At 63.5% G+C, this 15,662-nt stretch carries 15 protein-coding genes; 14 read left to right on the forward strand and 1 reads right to left on the reverse strand.

Annotated features, from left to right (window positions below; genetic code table 11):
* Positions 1 to 531: 531 nt before the first annotated feature.
* From pstS to ACFPQ5_RS22690, 13 genes are all read left to right on the forward strand, one after another.
* Positions 532 to 1,569 (forward strand): phosphate ABC transporter substrate-binding protein PstS, encoded by a 1,038-nt coding sequence (pstS, locus tag ACFPQ5_RS22630; protein ID WP_379761059.1) that lies wholly within the window; start codon positions 532 to 534, stop codon positions 1,567 to 1,569.
* A 154-nt stretch (positions 1,570 to 1,723) separates the two neighbouring features.
* Complete coding sequence (gene pstC, locus ACFPQ5_RS22635) at positions 1,724 to 2,656, forward strand: phosphate ABC transporter permease subunit PstC (RefSeq protein WP_379761400.1); 933 nt, start codon at positions 1,724 to 1,726, stop codon at positions 2,654 to 2,656.
* The gene (gene pstA, locus ACFPQ5_RS22640; RefSeq protein WP_379761061.1) at positions 2,656 to 3,507 is read left to right on the forward strand and encodes a phosphate ABC transporter permease PstA; all 852 of its coding nucleotides are present in this window, start codon (positions 2,656 to 2,658) and stop codon (positions 3,505 to 3,507) included. The genes pstC and pstA overlap by 1 nt, the downstream gene beginning before the upstream one ends.
* Before the next feature lie 39 nt (positions 3,508 to 3,546).
* Positions 3,547 to 4,326 (forward strand): phosphate ABC transporter ATP-binding protein PstB, encoded by a 780-nt coding sequence (pstB, locus tag ACFPQ5_RS22645; protein WP_379761063.1) that lies wholly within the window; start codon positions 3,547 to 3,549, stop codon positions 4,324 to 4,326.
* Between the two features lie 29 nt (positions 4,327 to 4,355).
* Entirely contained in the window at positions 4,356 to 5,048 is a 693-nt protein-coding gene (gene phoU / locus ACFPQ5_RS22650) for a phosphate signaling complex protein PhoU (RefSeq protein ID WP_379761065.1), read from the forward strand.
* 3 nt (positions 5,049 to 5,051) lie between these two features.
* Entirely contained in the window at positions 5,052 to 5,735 is a 684-nt protein-coding gene (locus tag ACFPQ5_RS22655; protein ID WP_379761067.1) for a response regulator, read from the forward strand.
* A 15-nt stretch (positions 5,736 to 5,750) separates the two neighbouring features.
* Positions 5,751 to 7,043: a phosphate regulon sensor histidine kinase PhoR gene (gene phoR / locus ACFPQ5_RS22660; protein ID WP_379761069.1), complete on the forward strand. Its 1,293-nt coding sequence runs from the start codon at positions 5,751 to 5,753 to the stop codon at positions 7,041 to 7,043.
* A gap of 186 nt (positions 7,044 to 7,229) precedes the next feature.
* Positions 7,230 to 8,144 (forward strand): patatin-like phospholipase family protein, encoded by a 915-nt coding sequence (locus ACFPQ5_RS22665; RefSeq protein WP_379761071.1) that lies wholly within the window; start codon positions 7,230 to 7,232, stop codon positions 8,142 to 8,144.
* Between the two features lie 18 nt (positions 8,145 to 8,162).
* Positions 8,163 to 8,570: a GlcG/HbpS family heme-binding protein gene (locus tag ACFPQ5_RS22670; protein WP_379761073.1), complete on the forward strand. Its 408-nt coding sequence runs from the start codon at positions 8,163 to 8,165 to the stop codon at positions 8,568 to 8,570.
* 332 nt (positions 8,571 to 8,902) lie between these two features.
* Positions 8,903 to 10,066, forward strand: coding sequence for a glutamine-hydrolyzing carbamoyl-phosphate synthase small subunit (carA, locus tag ACFPQ5_RS22675; RefSeq protein ID WP_379761075.1), 1,164 nt, complete (start codon positions 8,903 to 8,905; stop codon positions 10,064 to 10,066).
* The gene (gene carB / locus ACFPQ5_RS22680) at positions 10,066 to 13,296 is read left to right on the forward strand and encodes a carbamoyl-phosphate synthase large subunit (protein WP_379761077.1); all 3,231 of its coding nucleotides are present in this window, start codon (positions 10,066 to 10,068) and stop codon (positions 13,294 to 13,296) included. Before carA ends, carB begins: the two co-directional genes overlap by 1 nt.
* A 103-nt stretch (positions 13,297 to 13,399) precedes the next feature.
* Positions 13,400 to 13,879, forward strand: coding sequence for a transcription elongation factor GreA (greA, locus tag ACFPQ5_RS22685; RefSeq protein WP_379761080.1), 480 nt, complete (start codon positions 13,400 to 13,402; stop codon positions 13,877 to 13,879).
* The gene (locus ACFPQ5_RS22690; RefSeq protein ID WP_379761082.1) at positions 13,879 to 14,328 is read left to right on the forward strand and encodes a DUF4149 domain-containing protein; all 450 of its coding nucleotides are present in this window, start codon (positions 13,879 to 13,881) and stop codon (positions 14,326 to 14,328) included. Before greA ends, ACFPQ5_RS22690 begins: the two co-directional genes overlap by 1 nt.
* Before the next feature lie 75 nt (positions 14,329 to 14,403).
* Here ACFPQ5_RS22690 and yhbY read toward each other — a convergent pair whose 3' ends face one another.
* On the reverse strand, positions 14,404 to 14,874 hold the full coding sequence (yhbY, locus tag ACFPQ5_RS22695) for a ribosome assembly RNA-binding protein YhbY (RefSeq protein WP_136222616.1): 471 nt from the start codon (positions 14,872 to 14,874) through the stop codon (positions 14,404 to 14,406).
* Positions 14,875 to 14,916: 42 nt separating this feature from the next.
* On the opposite strand from yhbY, the gene ACFPQ5_RS22700 reads away from it, so the two are divergent.
* Positions 14,917 to 15,603, forward strand: a complete 687-nt coding sequence (locus tag ACFPQ5_RS22700; protein ID WP_136222618.1) for an RlmE family RNA methyltransferase — start codon at positions 14,917 to 14,919, stop codon at positions 15,601 to 15,603.
* The last annotated feature ends 59 nt before the right edge of the window (positions 15,604 to 15,662 follow it).

Genomic DNA, 15,662 nt, shown 5'->3' on the forward strand with positions numbered 1-15,662 from the left:
GCCGCTTTGTTTTACTGGACCCGCAAGCGGGTTGGACACTATTCGTGATAGTGGTCGTGCAGGGCTCCGGAACTGCCACCAATCTCCTGGAAAATCTCGTAGGCGATGAGGCCGACCATGCCCGATAAAATGGCAAACACAAACAGGTTGAACATAATGCAAAACGCTCTTCAGCATCCCTCCGTGCAGTGACTACACTTTGAGCATAGCAGTCGCCGGTGTATTTACAAGAGTGGCAAGCTCTTATATTTGCGGCTGGGTCCGCCCGGCATGCGCGGGGTTGTTCCTCTATAGACAAGTCAATCGTGTGCCGGACATTGGTGCATCGCGGCACTATGGCGCCACCGTACATACGAGGTTCATGTCATCGGCCTGAAACCGGTCTGTCACACGAATATGACAGGGTTCCAGGGCATGTCACCGGTTTGATGACATGCCAATCTTTCGATGTCATCAACTTGTCATATTCGGCCGCTAGACTGCGCAGCAACATCGGGGCGCAGCCTGCGCCTCTACACAAAGGAACCTGACATGCGCATGAAGCCCTGGCTCATTTCGATTGCACTTGCCGCCACCACCTTCGCAACTTCCGCCCAAGCCGTCAACATCACCGGCGCCGGCGCCACCTTCCCGTATCCGATCTACGCCAAGTGGGCGGAAATGTACAAGGCCGCCAGCGGCAACGGCCTGAACTACCAGTCGGTCGGTTCGGGTGCCGGCATCAAGCAGATCAAGGCGAAAACCGTGGACTTCGGCGCGTCGGACATGCCGCTGCCTGCCAATGACCTGAACGCCGCCGGCCTGTTCCAGTTTCCGGCCGTGATGGGCGGCGTGGTGCCGATCGTGAACCTGCCGGGCGTGGCCCCGGGCCAGGTCAAGTTGACCGGCGCCGTGCTGGCCGACATCTTCCTCGGCAAGATCACCAAGTGGAATGCCCAGCCGATCGCCGCGCTGAACCCGGGCGTCAAGCTGCCCGCCGACGACATCACGGTCGTGCGCCGCGCCGACAGCTCGGGCACGTCCTTCCTGTTCACCGACTACCTGTCCAAGGCCAGCCCGGACTGGAAATTGAAAGTCGGCGCCGGCACCGCTGTCAAGTGGCCGACCGGCGTGGGCGGCAAGGGCAACGAGGGCGTGGCCGCCAACGTGCAGCGTATCAAGGGCGGCATCGGCTACGTCGAGTGGGCCTATGCCAAGAAGAACAAGATGGCGCACACCCAGCTCCAGAACCGCGACGGCGCCTGGCTGCAGCCGGACGACGACGCCTTCAAGGCCGCCGCCGCCAGCGCCGACTGGGCCAAGGCGGCGGGCTTTTCCGTAGTGCTGACCGACCAGCCGGGCAAGGCCAGCTGGCCGATCACGGGCGCTTCCTACATCCTGCTGCACAAGGCGCAGGCTGACGCCGCCAAGGGCAAGGAAGTGCTGAAGTTCTTCGACTGGGCGTATAAAAACGGCGACGCCGCGGCCGCCGAGCTGGACTACGTGCCGATGCCCGACGCCGTCACCAAGCTGGTGCAGGACGCCTGGCGCGCCAACGTCAAGGACGCGGCCGGCAAGGCGGTCTGGTAAGCGCATGAATCGGAACGGACGCCGCGTACCACCGCGGCGTCCTTCGCAGCACACTCCATAAGAACACGACATGAGCGCACAACCATCCGTCGCCATCGACGAGCCGGCCGGCAAGGCCGCGGTCGACCTCCAGCACGCCGCCCTGCGCAAGACCATGCGCAACCAGCGCATCCAGGACTTCCTCTTCCATAAACTCACCTTGCTGTTCGCCGCCAGCGTGCTGCTGGCCCTGGTCGGCATCATCGTCTCGCTGGCGATCGGCGCGGCGCCCGCCTTCAAGGAATTCGGCGCCGGCTTCATCAACACCGTCGAGTGGGACCCGGTCGAAGACAAGTTCGGCGCCCTGATCGCGATCTGGGGCACGCTCGCCACTTCGCTGATCGCGCTGCTGGTCGCTTTCCCGATCAGCTTCGGCATCGCCCTGTTCCTGACAGAGATCTGCCCGATCCCGCTGCGCCGCCCGATGGGCACCGCGGTCGAGCTGCTGGCCGGCGTGCCCTCAATCATCTACGGCATGTGGGGCCTGTTCGTGTTCGCGCCCCTGTTCGCCGACCACGTCCAGCCCTTCCTGAAGGAAACCATCGGCCAGCTGCCGGTGATCGGCCAGCTGTTCCAGGGCCCGACCATGGGCATCGGCATCCTGACCGCCGGCCTGATCCTGGCCGTGATGATCATCCCCTTCATCTCCTCGGTGATGCGCGACGTCTTCGAGACCGTGCCGGCCGTGCTCAAGGAATCGGCCTACGGCCTGGGCTGCACTAAATGGGAAGTGGTGCGCAAGGTGGTGCTGCCTTACACCCGCAACGGCGTGGTTGGCGGCGTGATGCTGGGCCTGGGCCGCGCGCTGGGCGAGACGATGGCGGTCACCTTCGTCATCGGTAACGCCCACGAATTGTCGGCTTCGCTCTTCATGCCGGGCAACTCGATTTCCTCGACCCTGGCCAACGAATTCGCGGAGGCGGCTTCGCCCCTGCACGTGTCCTCGCTGTTCGCGCTGGCACTGATCCTGTTCGGTATTACCTTCGTGGTGCTGTCGGCTGCGAAACTGATGCTGGCGAATATGTCGCGCAAGGAAGGTACGAAATAATGTCGACCAATTCTGTCTACCGCAAGCGCCTGCTCGGCCACCGCATCGGCATCTTCCTGTCGGTGGTCGCGATGGGCATCGGCCTGGCCTTCCTGGCCTGGATCCTGTGGACCCTGCTGGCCAACGGCCTGGGAGCCTTGTCCGGCTCGCTGTTCACCGGCGACACGCCGGCACCGGGCGGCGAGGGCGGCGGCCTGCGCAATGCCATCGTCGGCAGCCTGATGATGGTCGGCCTGTCGACCCTGGTCAGCACGCCGGTCGGCATCCTGGCCGGCATCTACCTGGCCGAATACGGCGACCGCAACCGCTTCGGCCAGGTCACCCGCTTCGTCACCGACATCATGCTGTCGGCCCCGTCGATCGTGATCGGTCTGTTCGTGTACGCCCTGTACGTGGCCAAGGTCCAGCACTTCTCGGGCTATGCCGGCACGATCGCGCTGACCCTGATCGCGGTGCCGGTGGTGGTGCGCACCACCGACAACATGCTGCGCCTGGTGCCGAACAGCCTGCTCGAAGCCGCCTTCGCCCTCGGCGCGCCGCGCTGGAAGGTGGCGATGCTGGTGCGCCTGCGCGCCGTCAAGGCCGGCATCATCACCGGCATCCTGCTGGCCCTGGCCCGCATCTCGGGCGAGACCGCGCCGCTGCTGTTCACCGCGCTCGACAACCAGTTCTTCAGCACCGACATGAACGCGCCGCTGGCCAACCTGCCGTCGGTGATCTACAAGTTCGCGATGAGCCCCTACGACGACTGGCGCTCGCTGGCCTGGGGCGGCGCGCTGCTGGTGACCTTTACCGTGCTGTTCCTGAACATCCTGTCGCGTACCGTCTTCACCCAGAAGACTCCGCGCTAATTCATACTCATAACCATGATCCACGCATTGGCTACCCCTATGGCAACCCCGGCAGCGACGACGAAAACGAAAACCATCGAGATCTCCGGCCTGAATTTCTTCTACGGCAAAACGCAAAGCCTGAAGAACGTCTCGCTCGACATCCACGAAAAGCAGGTGACGGCCTTTATCGGCCCCTCGGGCTGCGGCAAGTCGACCCTGCTGCGCACCCTGAACCGCATGTACGACCTGTACCCGGGCCAGCGCGCCGAAGGCTCGATCCAGTACCGCGGCCGCAACATCCTCGAGCCCGGCGTAGACGTGAACATGCTGCGCGCGAAAATCGGCATGGTGTTCCAGAAACCGACCCCGTTCCCGATGTCGATCTACGACAATATCGCCTTCGGCGTGCGCCTCTACGAAAACCTGTCGAAAGGCGAGATGGACGAGCGCGTCGAGTGGGCGCTGAAGAAGGCGGCGCTGTGGGAAGAGGCCAAGGATAAGCTGAACAAGAGCGGCCTGTCGCTGTCGGGCGGCCAGCAGCAGCGCCTGTGCATCGCGCGCGGCGTGGCGGTGAAGCCGGACGTGCTGCTGCTCGATGAGCCGACTTCGGCGCTCGATCCGATCTCGACGGCCAAGATCGAGGAACTGATCAGCGAGCTGAAACAGGACTACACGATCACGATCGTGACCCACAACATGCAGCAGGCGGCACGCTGCTCCGATTACACTGCGTACATGTATCTCGGGGAACTGGTGGAATTCGGCGAGACCGACCAGCTGTTCATGAACCCGGCGCGCAAGGAAACGCAAGACTACATCACCGGTCGCTTCGGCTGACCGATATAAAAAGACACTAGGGAGCAGTTATGATTGGCGAGCACTCTTCAAAGCAATATGACCAGGAACTGGAAGCGATCCGCTCCAAGGTCCTGCTGATGGGCGGCATGGTGGAAACCCAGTTCGAGCAGGCCCTGAACTGCTTCCGCGTCGGCGACATCGCCGCCGCCGACAAGGTGATGGCGGACGACCATGCGGTCAACCAGCTCGAAGTCCAGCTCGACGATGCCTGCAGCCACCTGATCGTCAAGCGCCAGCCGGCCGCCAACGACCTGCGCACCATCATGGCGACGATCAAGGTCATCACGGACCTGGAGCGCATCGGCGACGAGGCCAGCAAGATCGCGCGCACGGCCAAGGGCCTGCACGAGCGCGGCGCCACCAGCTTCGCGCACTACGACATGATCCGCGCGATCGGCAAGAACACATCAAGCCTGCTGCACGACGCCCTCGACGCCTTCGCGCGCCTCGACGGCAAGCAGGCCATGGCCATCATCGCCGGCGACGAAATCATCGATCACGAATTCCGCACCATCCTGCGCAACCTGATCACCTTCATGATGGAAGACCCGCGCACGATCTCGTCGGCGCTGGACACGCTGTGGGTGGCGAAAGCCATCGAGCGCATCGGCGACCACGCGAAGAACATCGCCGAGTACGTGATCTACGTGGTCGAAGGCCGCGATATCCGCCACAGCAAACCGGCGACCCAGGAAGGCTGAGGCATGCAGAACACGAGCGTACTGGTGGTGGAAGACGAGCCGGCGATCGTCGAACTGGTGAGCTATTCGCTGCGCGAAGCCGGCTGGAGCATCTCTTCGGTCGGCACCACGAGCGCGGCCTGGGACAGCATCCGCCACGGCAAGCCCGACCTGCTGCTGCTCGACTGGATGCTGCCCGACCAGAGCGGTCTGCGCCTCTTGGCGCGCCTGCGTGCCGACCGCGACTTCCAGGACATCCCGGTGATCATGCTGACGGCGAAGAGCATGGAAGAGGACAAGCTGGCGGGCCTGAATACGGGCGCGGACGACTACGTCACGAAACCGTTTTCGCCGCGCGAGCTGCTGGCCCGTTCGCGCGCGCTGCTGCGCCGGAAAAGCCCGCACCTGGCCGAGGCGCCGCTGCGTGCGGGCGCGGTGGTGCTCGATCCGGCCAGCTGCACGGTCACCATCGACGGCCAGAATGCCGACATCGGCAATGCCGAATACAAGCTGCTCAAATTCCTGCTGGCGCACCGCGAGCGCGTGTTCTCGCGGGCCCAACTTCTCGATAAAGTGTGGGGCGACCACGCCGTGATCGAGGAGCGCACGGTCGACGTGCACGTGCTGCGCCTGCGTAAAGCCTTGAAGGGCGCCGAAGGCCTGATCCGGACGGTGCGCAGCGTCGGCTACATGCTCTCCGAAAAATAAGAAGACCGAGATCAGATGAATCCCAAACTGCTGTTCTGGGTGCCGGCCCTGCTGCGCCTGGCCACCGTGTTCGTCGCCGGCGGCGTGGCCTGGTGGATGGCAGGCCCGATCGCCGGCCTGTCGCTGGCGCTGGCCGGCGCCGTCGTCGCCCTGTTCGTCCAGTTGAGCTACCTGCACCGCCTCGGCAACTGGCTCGACGCGCCGGCCTCGCACCGCCTGCCCGACGGCTGGGGCGCCTGGACCGACGTCTTCGCGCGCCTGTACCGCCTGCGCCGCGAGGACGAGCGCAACCAGCAGGAACTGGCCGAATGGCTGGCGCGCTTTCGCCAGGCCATGCACCTGCTGCCGGAAGGCGTGGCGATCATGGACGACGTCCTCTTCCTCGAATGGTGCAACCCGGCAGCCGAGCGCCACCTGGGCCTGACCATCGAGCGCGACAAGGGCCTGCGGGTGACCAACCTGGTGCGCCATCCGGACTTCATCGACTACATCATCCTGGGGCGCTACGAACAGCCGCTGACGCTGTCGCTGCGCGGCCGCAAGATCGAATGCCGGATCATCCCCTTCGAGAACCGGCGCCAGATTTTGGTGACCCACGACGCCACCGACACCGAGCGCATCGAAGCGATGCGGCGCGACTTCATCGCCAACGCCTCGCATGAACTGCGCACGCCGCTGACGGTGATCGTCGGCTTCCTCGAGATCGCCATGTCCGACCCGTGCATGGACGCGGGCACGCGCGAAGCGCACCTGAAGCTGATGACCGAGCAGGGGCAGCGCATGCAGCGCCTGATCGAGGATATGCTGACGCTGTCGCGCCTGGAGTCGGACGAGTTCCCGCTGCGGCGCGAGCGGGTCGACGTCGCGGCCCTGATCGAGTCGGTGGCGTCGGAAGCACGCGCGCTGTCGGGCGGACGGCATGAGGTGACGGTGGAGATCGACGGGCCGGATGTCATGGGCAGCATGGAAGAGTTGCGCAGCGCCTTTGCCAATCTCGCGTCGAATGCGGTGCGCTATTCGCCGCAGGGCGGCTGCATCGCGCTTTCCTGGCGGCGGGGAGACGACGACCTGCAGTTCGCGGTGAAGGATTGCGGGATCGGGATCGATCCGCAGCATATCTCGCGCCTGACCGAGCGCTTTTATCGAGTGGACAAGAGCCGTTCGCGCGAGACGCAGGGGACGGGGCTCGGGCTGGCGATCGTCAAGCACGTGCTGTTGCGGCATGGCGGGCGCCTCAAGATCAGTTCGACGCCGGGGGAGGGGAGCACCTTCGTTGCCTCTCTGCCGAATACTTCGCTTCAGAGTTAACTGTAGGGTGGAGTCCCGACTCCACGCGGTGATACGCGGCGGCGAGATCATCGCGCACGATAACGGAGCCGTCACGTATCACCGCGTGGGCTCGGAGAGCCCACCCTACGATACCCCTAAGTCTCGTCTCATCCACTGCCCCATGTTGCGCGGTACAATCGAGAATTGTCCTTCTCGATCCCGCACATGCTCTCTCGACGTAGCTCTCTCATCGCCCTTGGCGCCTTGCTGCTCACCGCCTGCGGCAGCACGCCTCCGCCGCCAGCCCCGGTTCCGGTCTTTGTCCAGGCCCCGCCCGCAGCACCTAAGAAAATCAGGATCGGCCTCGCCCTCGGCGGCGGCGCCGCGCGCGGCTTCGCCCACATCGGCGTGATCAAGGCGCTGGAAGCGCAGGGAATCCATGCCGACATCGTGGTCGGCACCAGCGCCGGCTCGGTGGTCGGCGCCCTGTACGCCTCGGGCTACAACGGCTTCGCGCTGCAGAAGATCGCCATGGACATGGACGAGGCCACGATCTCGGACTGGGCCATGCCGCTGTTCTCGAGCAGCCCCGGCCTCCTGAAAGGCGAGGCGCTGCAGAACTACGTCAACAAGGCGGTCGGCAACCGGCCGATGGAAAAGCTGCCGAAACGCTTCGGCGCCGTCGTCACCGACCTCAAGACCGGCGAAGCCATCATGTTCGACAAGGGCAATACCGGCATGGCCGTGCGCGCCTCGTCCGCCGTGCCTTCGGTGTTCCAGCCGGTGAAGATCGGGAACAAGACCTATGTCGACGGCGGCCTGGTCGCGCCGGTGCCCGTAAAATTCACGCGCGAGAAAATGGGCGCCGACTTCGTCATCGCGGTCAACATCTCGACCCAGGCCGACACCCAGGCCACCGTCAGCTCGCTCGACGTGCTGATGCAGACCTTCAGCATCATGGGCCAGCGCCTGAACCACTTCGAACTGAAGGAAGCGGACGTCGTGATCACGCCGGCCCTGGGCAAGATGGGCAGCGCCGATTTCGCCGGCCGCAACCTCGCGATCCTCGCCGGCGAGCAGGCCGCCGCGGCCGTCATGCCGCAACTGAAGGCCAAGCTGAAAGCCAAGCAGCAACCATAACAAGCAAAGGAAGAAACCATGAAGACCAAAGCAGTCCTGACCCTGGAAGACGTGAAAAAGATCGCCGCCGGCGCCGAAGCCGAGGCCCTGGCCAACAACTGGGCCGTGAGTTTCGCCATCGTCGACGACGGCGGCCATCTGTTGTGGATGCAGCGCCTGGACGGCGCGCCGCCGATCTCGAGCCACATCGCCCCGGCCAAGGCACACACGGCCGCGCTGGGCCGCCGCGAATCGAAGCAGTACGAGGACGTCATCAACGGCGGCCGCGTCTCCTTCCTGTCGGCGCCGGCGATCCAGGGCATGCTGGAAGGCGGCGTACCGGTCATCGTCGACGGCCAGGTCATCGGCGCGGTCGGCGTGTCGGGCGTGAAGTCGAACGAGGACGCGCAGATCGCCAAGGCCGGCATCGCGGCACTGGGCGCCTGATTCAAGGGACAGGATGCCGCCTGGATGCGTGCGCCATGCACGCGTCCAGGCGGCGTATCATTTATCGCGCAAACGTAATTGCGACAGGGAAAATACGGCTCATCCATACGATGAATCGGACATTTTGCCCCGCAATGCCGCGATGGTGCATTGCCGCAAAGCTTATTCCGCGCTATAATTGAGAGGTTTAGCCATTCACTTACTTGCCGTAGCGCCTACCCTCCATTCCTCATTCAAAAACGTCTTCCACCCTATGAACGCTTAACGCGTCCGCAGGTTTTGGATGCCGGTCTGACGTGGCGCAGCTACGGTAACTTTATTGGGAGTTACCCTTGCCGCCATTTTTTTCTGGCCCAGCCGTCCCGGCCATCCTGGCCCTCGCAGACGGAACGATTTTCCGAGGAGTTTCCATTGGCGCCGCCGGTCACACGACCGGTGAAGTGGTCTTCAATACCGCGATCACCGGCTACCAGGAAATCCTGACCGACCCCAGCTACTCGCGTCAGATCGTCACGCTGACCTACCCGCACATCGGCAACTACGGCGTCAACGGCGCCGACGTCGAAGCGACCAAGGTCCACGCCGCCGGCCTGATCATCCGCGACCTGCCGCTGCTGGCATCGAACTTCCGTTCCACCCAATCGCTGTCGGACTACCTGAAGGCCGAGAACGTCGTCGCGATTGCCGGCATCGATACCCGTAAACTCACCCGCCTGCTGCGCGAGAAGGGCGCCCAGAGCGGCGCGATCCTGACCGGCACCCAGGGCAACCAGCCGTCGGAAGCACAGGCGCTGGAACTGGCGCGCTCCTTCCCGGGCCTGTCGGGCATGGACCTGGCCAAGGTCGTGTCGGTGAAAGAGCCGTATGTCTTCACCGAGACCGAGTGGAAGCTGGGTTCGGGCTTCGGCAAGCAGGACAATCCCCAATACCACGTGGTCGCCTTCGACTACGGCGTCAAGCGCAACATCCTGCGCATGCTGGCCGAACGCGGCTGCAAAGTCACCGTGCTGCCGGCCGAGTCGACCGCGCAGGATGCACTCGCGCTGAACCCGGACGGCATCTTCCTGGCCAACGGACCCGGTGACCCGGAACCATGCGACTACGCGATCAAGGCGACCGCGGAACTGATCGAGAAGGGCATCCCGACCTTCGGCATCTGCCTCGGCCACCAGATCATGGCGCTGGCCTCGGGTGCGAAGACGATGAAGATGAAGTTCGGCCACCACGGCGCGAACCACCCGGTGCAGGACCTCGATTCGAAGAAGGTCCTGATCACGTCGCAGAACCACGGTTTCGCGGTCGACCCGGAAACGCTGCCGAAGAACTGCCGCGTGACCCACGTCTCGCTGTTCGACGGTTCGCTGCAGGGCTTCGCCCGTACCGACAAGCCGGCCTTCTGCTTCCAGGGCCACCCGGAAGCATCCCCTGGCCCGACCGACGTCGCCTATCTGTTTGACCGCTTCATCGGCCTGATGCAAGCCCAGGAGAAGAACTAATGCCAAAACGTAGTGATATCAAAAGCATCCTGATCATCGGCGCCGGCCCGATCATCATCGGCCAGGCGGCCGAATTCGATTACTCGGGCGCGCAAGCCTGCAAAGCCCTGCGCGACGAGGGCTACAAGGTCATCCTGGTCAACAGCAACCCGGCGACGATCATGACCGACCCGGAAATGGCCGACGTCACCTATATCGAGCCGATCACCTGGAAGGTCGTCGAGCGCATCATCGACAAGGAGCGTCCGGACGCGATCCTGCCGACCATGGGCGGCCAGACCGCGCTGAACTGCGCGCTCGACCTGCACCGCCACGGCATCCTCGACAAATACAAGGTCGAACTGATCGGCGCCTCGCCGGAAGCGATCGACAAGGCCGAGGACCGCTCGAAGTTCAAGGACGCGATGACCAGGATCGGCCTCGGTTCGGCACGCTCGGGCGTGGCGCACTCGATGGACGAAGCACGCGCCGTGCAGCGCGAGCTGGGCTTCCCGACCATCATCCGTCCATCCTTCACGATGGGCGGCACCGGCGGCGGCATCGCCTACAACGAAGAAGAGTTCGAGACCATCTGCAAGCGCGGCCTGGAAGCCTCGCCGACCTCGGAACTGCTGATCGAAGAGTCGCTGCTGGGCTGGAAAGAGTACGAGATGGAAGTCGTGCGCGACAAGGCCGACAACTGCATCATCATCTGCTCGATCGAAAACCTCGATCCGATGGGCGTGCACACCGGCGACTCGATCACGGTCGCGCCGGCACAGACGCTGACGGACAAGGAATACCAGATCATGCGCAATGCGTCGATCGCGGTGCTGCGCGAAATCGGCGTCGATACCGGCGGCTCGAACGTGCAGTTCGCGATCAACCCGATTGATGGCCGCATGATCGTCATCGAGATGAACCCGCGCGTGTCGCGTTCCTCGGCGCTGGCCTCGAAAGCCACCGGCTTCCCGATCGCGAAGGTGGCGGCCAAGCTGGCGGTGGGCTTTACGCTGGACGAGCTGCGCAACGAGATCACCGGCGGCGCCACTCCGGCTTCCTTCGAGCCCTCGATCGACTACGTCGTCACCAAGATCCCGCGCTTCGCCTTCGAAAAATTCCCGGCGGCGGACAAGCACCTGACCACCCAGATGAAGTCGGTCGGCGAAGTGATGGCCATGGGCCGCACCTTCCAGGAATCCTTCCAGAAGGCCCTGCGCGGCCTGGAAGTGGGCGTGGACGGCCTCAACGAAAAGACGCGCGACCGCGAAGTCATCGAAGAGGAACTCGGCGAGCCGGGTCCGGAACGCATCTGGTACGTGGGCGACGCTTTCGCCCAGGGCTTCACGCTGGAAGAAGTGCACGCGCTGACCAAGATCGACCCGTGGTTCCTCATCCAGATCAAGGAAATCGTCGACATCGAGCTGTGGCTGGACCATCAGAAGCTGGAATCGCTCGACAAACCGACCCTGTACAAGCTCAAGCAAAAGGGCTTCTCGGACGCGCGCATGGCCTTCCTGATGCACACCACGCAGGCCGCGGTGCGCGAGCGCCGTCACGCGCTGGGTATCCGTCCGGTCTACAAGCGCGTCGACACCTGCGCCGCGGAATTCGCGACCAATACCGCCTACATGTACTCGACCTACGACGAGGAATGCGAAGCGGCGCCGACCGACAAGAAGAAGATCATGGTGCTGGGCGGCGGTCCGAACCGCATCGGCCAGGGCATCGAGTTCGACTACTGCTGCGTGCACGCGGCCCTCGCGATGCGCGAAGACGGCTACGAGACCATCATGGTCAACTGTAATCCGGAGACCGTGTCGACCGACTACGACACTTCGGACCGCCTGTACTTCGAATCGCTGACGCTGGAAGACGTGCTCGAAATCGTCGACCTGGAAAAGCCGGTCGGCGTGATCGTGCAGTACGGCGGCCAGACGCCGCTAAAACTCGCGCTGGACCTGGAGGCGAACGGCGTGCCGATCGTCGGCACCTCGCCGGACATGATCGACGCCGCCGAAGACCGCGAGCGCTTCCAGAAGCTGCTGCAGGACCTGAACCTGCGCCAGCCGCCGAACCGTACCGCGCGCACCGAAACCGAGGCGCTGGCGCTGGCTTCCGAGATCGGCTACCCGCTGGTGGTGCGTCCGTCCTACGTGCTGGGCGGCCGCGCGATGGAGATCGTGCATGAACAGCGCGACCTCGAGCGCTACATGCGCGAAGCGGTGAAGGTGTCGAACGATTCGCCGGTGCTGCTGGACCGCTTCCTGAACGACGCGATCGAAGTCGACGTCGACTGCATCTCGGACGGCGAAACCACCTTCATCGGCGGCGTGATGGAACACATCGAACAGGCCGGCGTGCACTCGGGCGATTCGGCCTGCTCGCTGCCGCCTTACTCGCTGTCGCAAGAGACCATCGATGAACTGAAGCGCCAGACCGCGCTGATGGCCAAGGGCCTGAACGTGGTCGGCCTGATGAACGTGCAGTTCGCGATCCAGCAGTCGGAAGTGGACGGCAAGACGGTCGACACCGTGTTCGTGCTGGAAGTGAACCCGCGCGCATCGCGTACCGTGCCGTTTGTCTCGAAAGCCACCGGCATCCAGCTGGCGAAAGTCGCGGCGCGCTGCATGGTCGGCCAGAAGCTGGCGGAGCAGGGCATCACCAAAGAGGTGACGCCGCCGTTCTACAGCGTCAAGGAAGCCGTGTTCCCGTTCGTGAAGTTCCCGGGCGTCGATACCATCCTCGGACCGGAAATGAAGTCGACCGGCGAAGTGATGGGCGTGGGCGAAACCTTCGGCGAAGCCTTCATCAAGTCGCAGCTGGGCGCTGGCATCAAGCTGCCGGAATCGGGGCGCGTCTTCCTGTCGGTGAAGGCATCGGACAAGCCGCGCGCGGTGCAGGTGGCGCGCGACCTGGTCTCGCTGGGCTTCACGCTGGCGGCCACCAAGGGCACGGCGGCAGTCATCGCCGCGGCCGGCCTGCCGGTGCTGGCGGTGAACAAGGTGATCGAGGGCCGTCCGCACGTGGTCGACATGATCAAGAACCACGAGATCGAGATGGTGATCAACACGGTCGAGGAAAAGCGCAGCGCGATCACCGACTCGCGCACCATCCGCACCTCGGCGCTGCTGGCGCGCGTGGTCACCTACACGACGATCGCGGGCGCTGAAGCCGCGATCCAGGGCATGCGCCATTTGAATGAGATTCGGGTCTACGATTTACAAGGCCTGCATAACACTCTAAACTAAGCGCAAGCAGTACCCGTCAAACCACAGAGCTCGCGCGGTCGTCAATCGCGCGCCTCTGTGGTTTTCACTTGGTACGTCCACGAATTCAATAAGTTGAGTTGAAATGAATAACACTGTCCCACTGACCAAGTTCGGCGCCGAATTGCTGAAGGAAGAGCTGCACCAGCTCAAGACCAAAGAACGCCGCATCGTCATCGACGCGATCGCCGAAGCGCGCTCGCACGGCGACCTGTCGGAGAACGCCGAATACGACGCCGCCAAGGAACGCCAGGCTTTCGTCGAAGGCCGCATCGCCGAACTCGAAGGCAAACTGAGCACCGCCCAGATCATCGATCCGGCCACCCTGGACGCCGAAGGCCGCGTGGTCTTCGCATCGACCGTCGACCTGGAGGACCTGGAAAATGGCCAGAAGGTGAGCTACCAGATCGTCGGCCTCGACGAAGCCGACCTGAAGCTGAACAAGATCTCGGTCACCTCGCCGATCGCGCGCGCCCTGATCGGCAAGTATGCCGGTGACGTGGTCGAAGTGCAGGCCCCGTCGGGTCCGCGCGAATACGAAATCCTCGAAGTGCGCTACGTCTGATGGCCGGCCGCCTGCCCGCGGCACGGCTGCTGGTGGCGGCGCTGTGGGCGGGCGCCCTGTGGGTGCTCGGCTACATCGCCGCGCCGGCGGTGTTCGGCAGCGCCCAGGGACCGGTGGCCGGCGACATCGTCGGCGCCTTCCTGCGCCGCCTGGCCTGGATCAGCATGGCCTGTTCGGCCCTGATGCTGGTTCTGGTGCAGGTGTCGAAGGACCTGGAAGCCGGGCGCCGGCGCTTCCTGCAGTTACTGGTGCTGGCGATGCTGGCCTGTGCGCTGGTGATGTATGTCGGCCTGCAGCCGGCGATGGCGCAGATGCGCGAAGCGGCGGGGCCGCTGGGCATCCGTGCTTCGCCCCTGTGGACGAAGTTCGCCATCCTGCATGGCGTCTCGCAGCTGTTTCACCTGATTGAAAGCGTACTGGCAGCCGTCCTGCTCGTAAAGAGCCGTTGACCTTGTAGGGTGGGCACTCCGTGCCCACGCGGTTTCTGCGCCAAAAAAAACCGGAGACTGGCTCCGGTTTTTCGATCACTTGTTCAGTGCATTCTTCTTGGTACTGGTCTGGCGCGTTTTGGCGCGCTTGATGTTGCCGCCGGCGGTAACGCGTTCGTTCCCCTTGATCATGACCTTGGTGACGCTCGGCTTTTTGGTGCCGCTGGCGCTGGCCTTGACGATGGTGACTTCGCGCATGCCCTTGCCGGCCTTGCTGCTGCGTTCCTTGACGGCTTCCTTCTTGGGACGGTACAGGACCAGCAGCTTGCCGATGTGCTGGACCGGGGCGGCGCCCAGTTCTTCGCAGATCTGTTCGTAGATGGCGACGCGCTCTTCGCGCTCGTCGCCGAAGACGCGGACCTTGATCAGGCCGTGTGCGTCGAGACTGGCCGCGATTTCCTTCATCACGGATTCCGTCAGGCCCGATTCGCCGATCATGACCACAGGCTTCAGGCCATGGGCTTCCGCGCGCAGCGCGCTGCGTTCGACGGGTGTAAGTGTAAGCATAATAATTTTTAGATGAACCGATAAAAGCAGTATTCTACGCGAATGGCCAAGAACAAATTAAACAAAAACTGGTTGCACGACCATATTAACGACCCTTACGTGAAACAGGCGCAGAAAGACGGCTTCCGCGCCCGCGCCGCCTACAAGCTGAAAGAAATCGACGAGGCGGAAAAACTCATCAAGCAGGGCCAGGTCATTGTCGACCTCGGCTGCACGCCCGGCAGCTGGGCCCAGTACACGCGGCGCAAGCTGGCAGGCAAGGAGGGCGGGGGCATCAACGGCACCATCATCGGCCTCGACATCCTGCCGATGGAGCCGATCGCCGACGTGCATTACATCCAGGGCGACTTCCGCGAAGATGTTGTTTTGGACCAACTGGCAGCCGTGCTCGAAGGCCGCCGCACCGACCTGGTGCTTTCCGACATGGCGCCCAATTTGTCGGGCATTCCGACCGCGGACGCCGCGCGGATGGAACATTTGATCGATCTCGCGATTGAGTTTTCTCAAATGCATCTGAAACCCGGTGGCGCATTGTTGGTCAAGTGCTTCAAGGATATGGGCTTCACGCAGATCGTCGAGAAGTTCCGGCTTGAATTCAAAACGGTCAAGCAAATCAAGCCGAAGGCAAGCCGCGACAAGTCGTCGGAAATTTTCTTGCTCGGGCGTGGTCTGAAGAATCCTGTCGAATACAAATCCGCACAGGATGACGGCGCAGCTCTTGATATTTGAGATCGCAGCCGCACATGCACCGCGTGATGCCTCCGTCTCTACGTGCACCGGACCCTTCC

The organism is Massilia suwonensis, assembly GCF_042655665.1.
GTDB lineage: Bacteria > Pseudomonadota > Gammaproteobacteria > Burkholderiales > Burkholderiaceae_D > Telluria > Telluria suwonensis.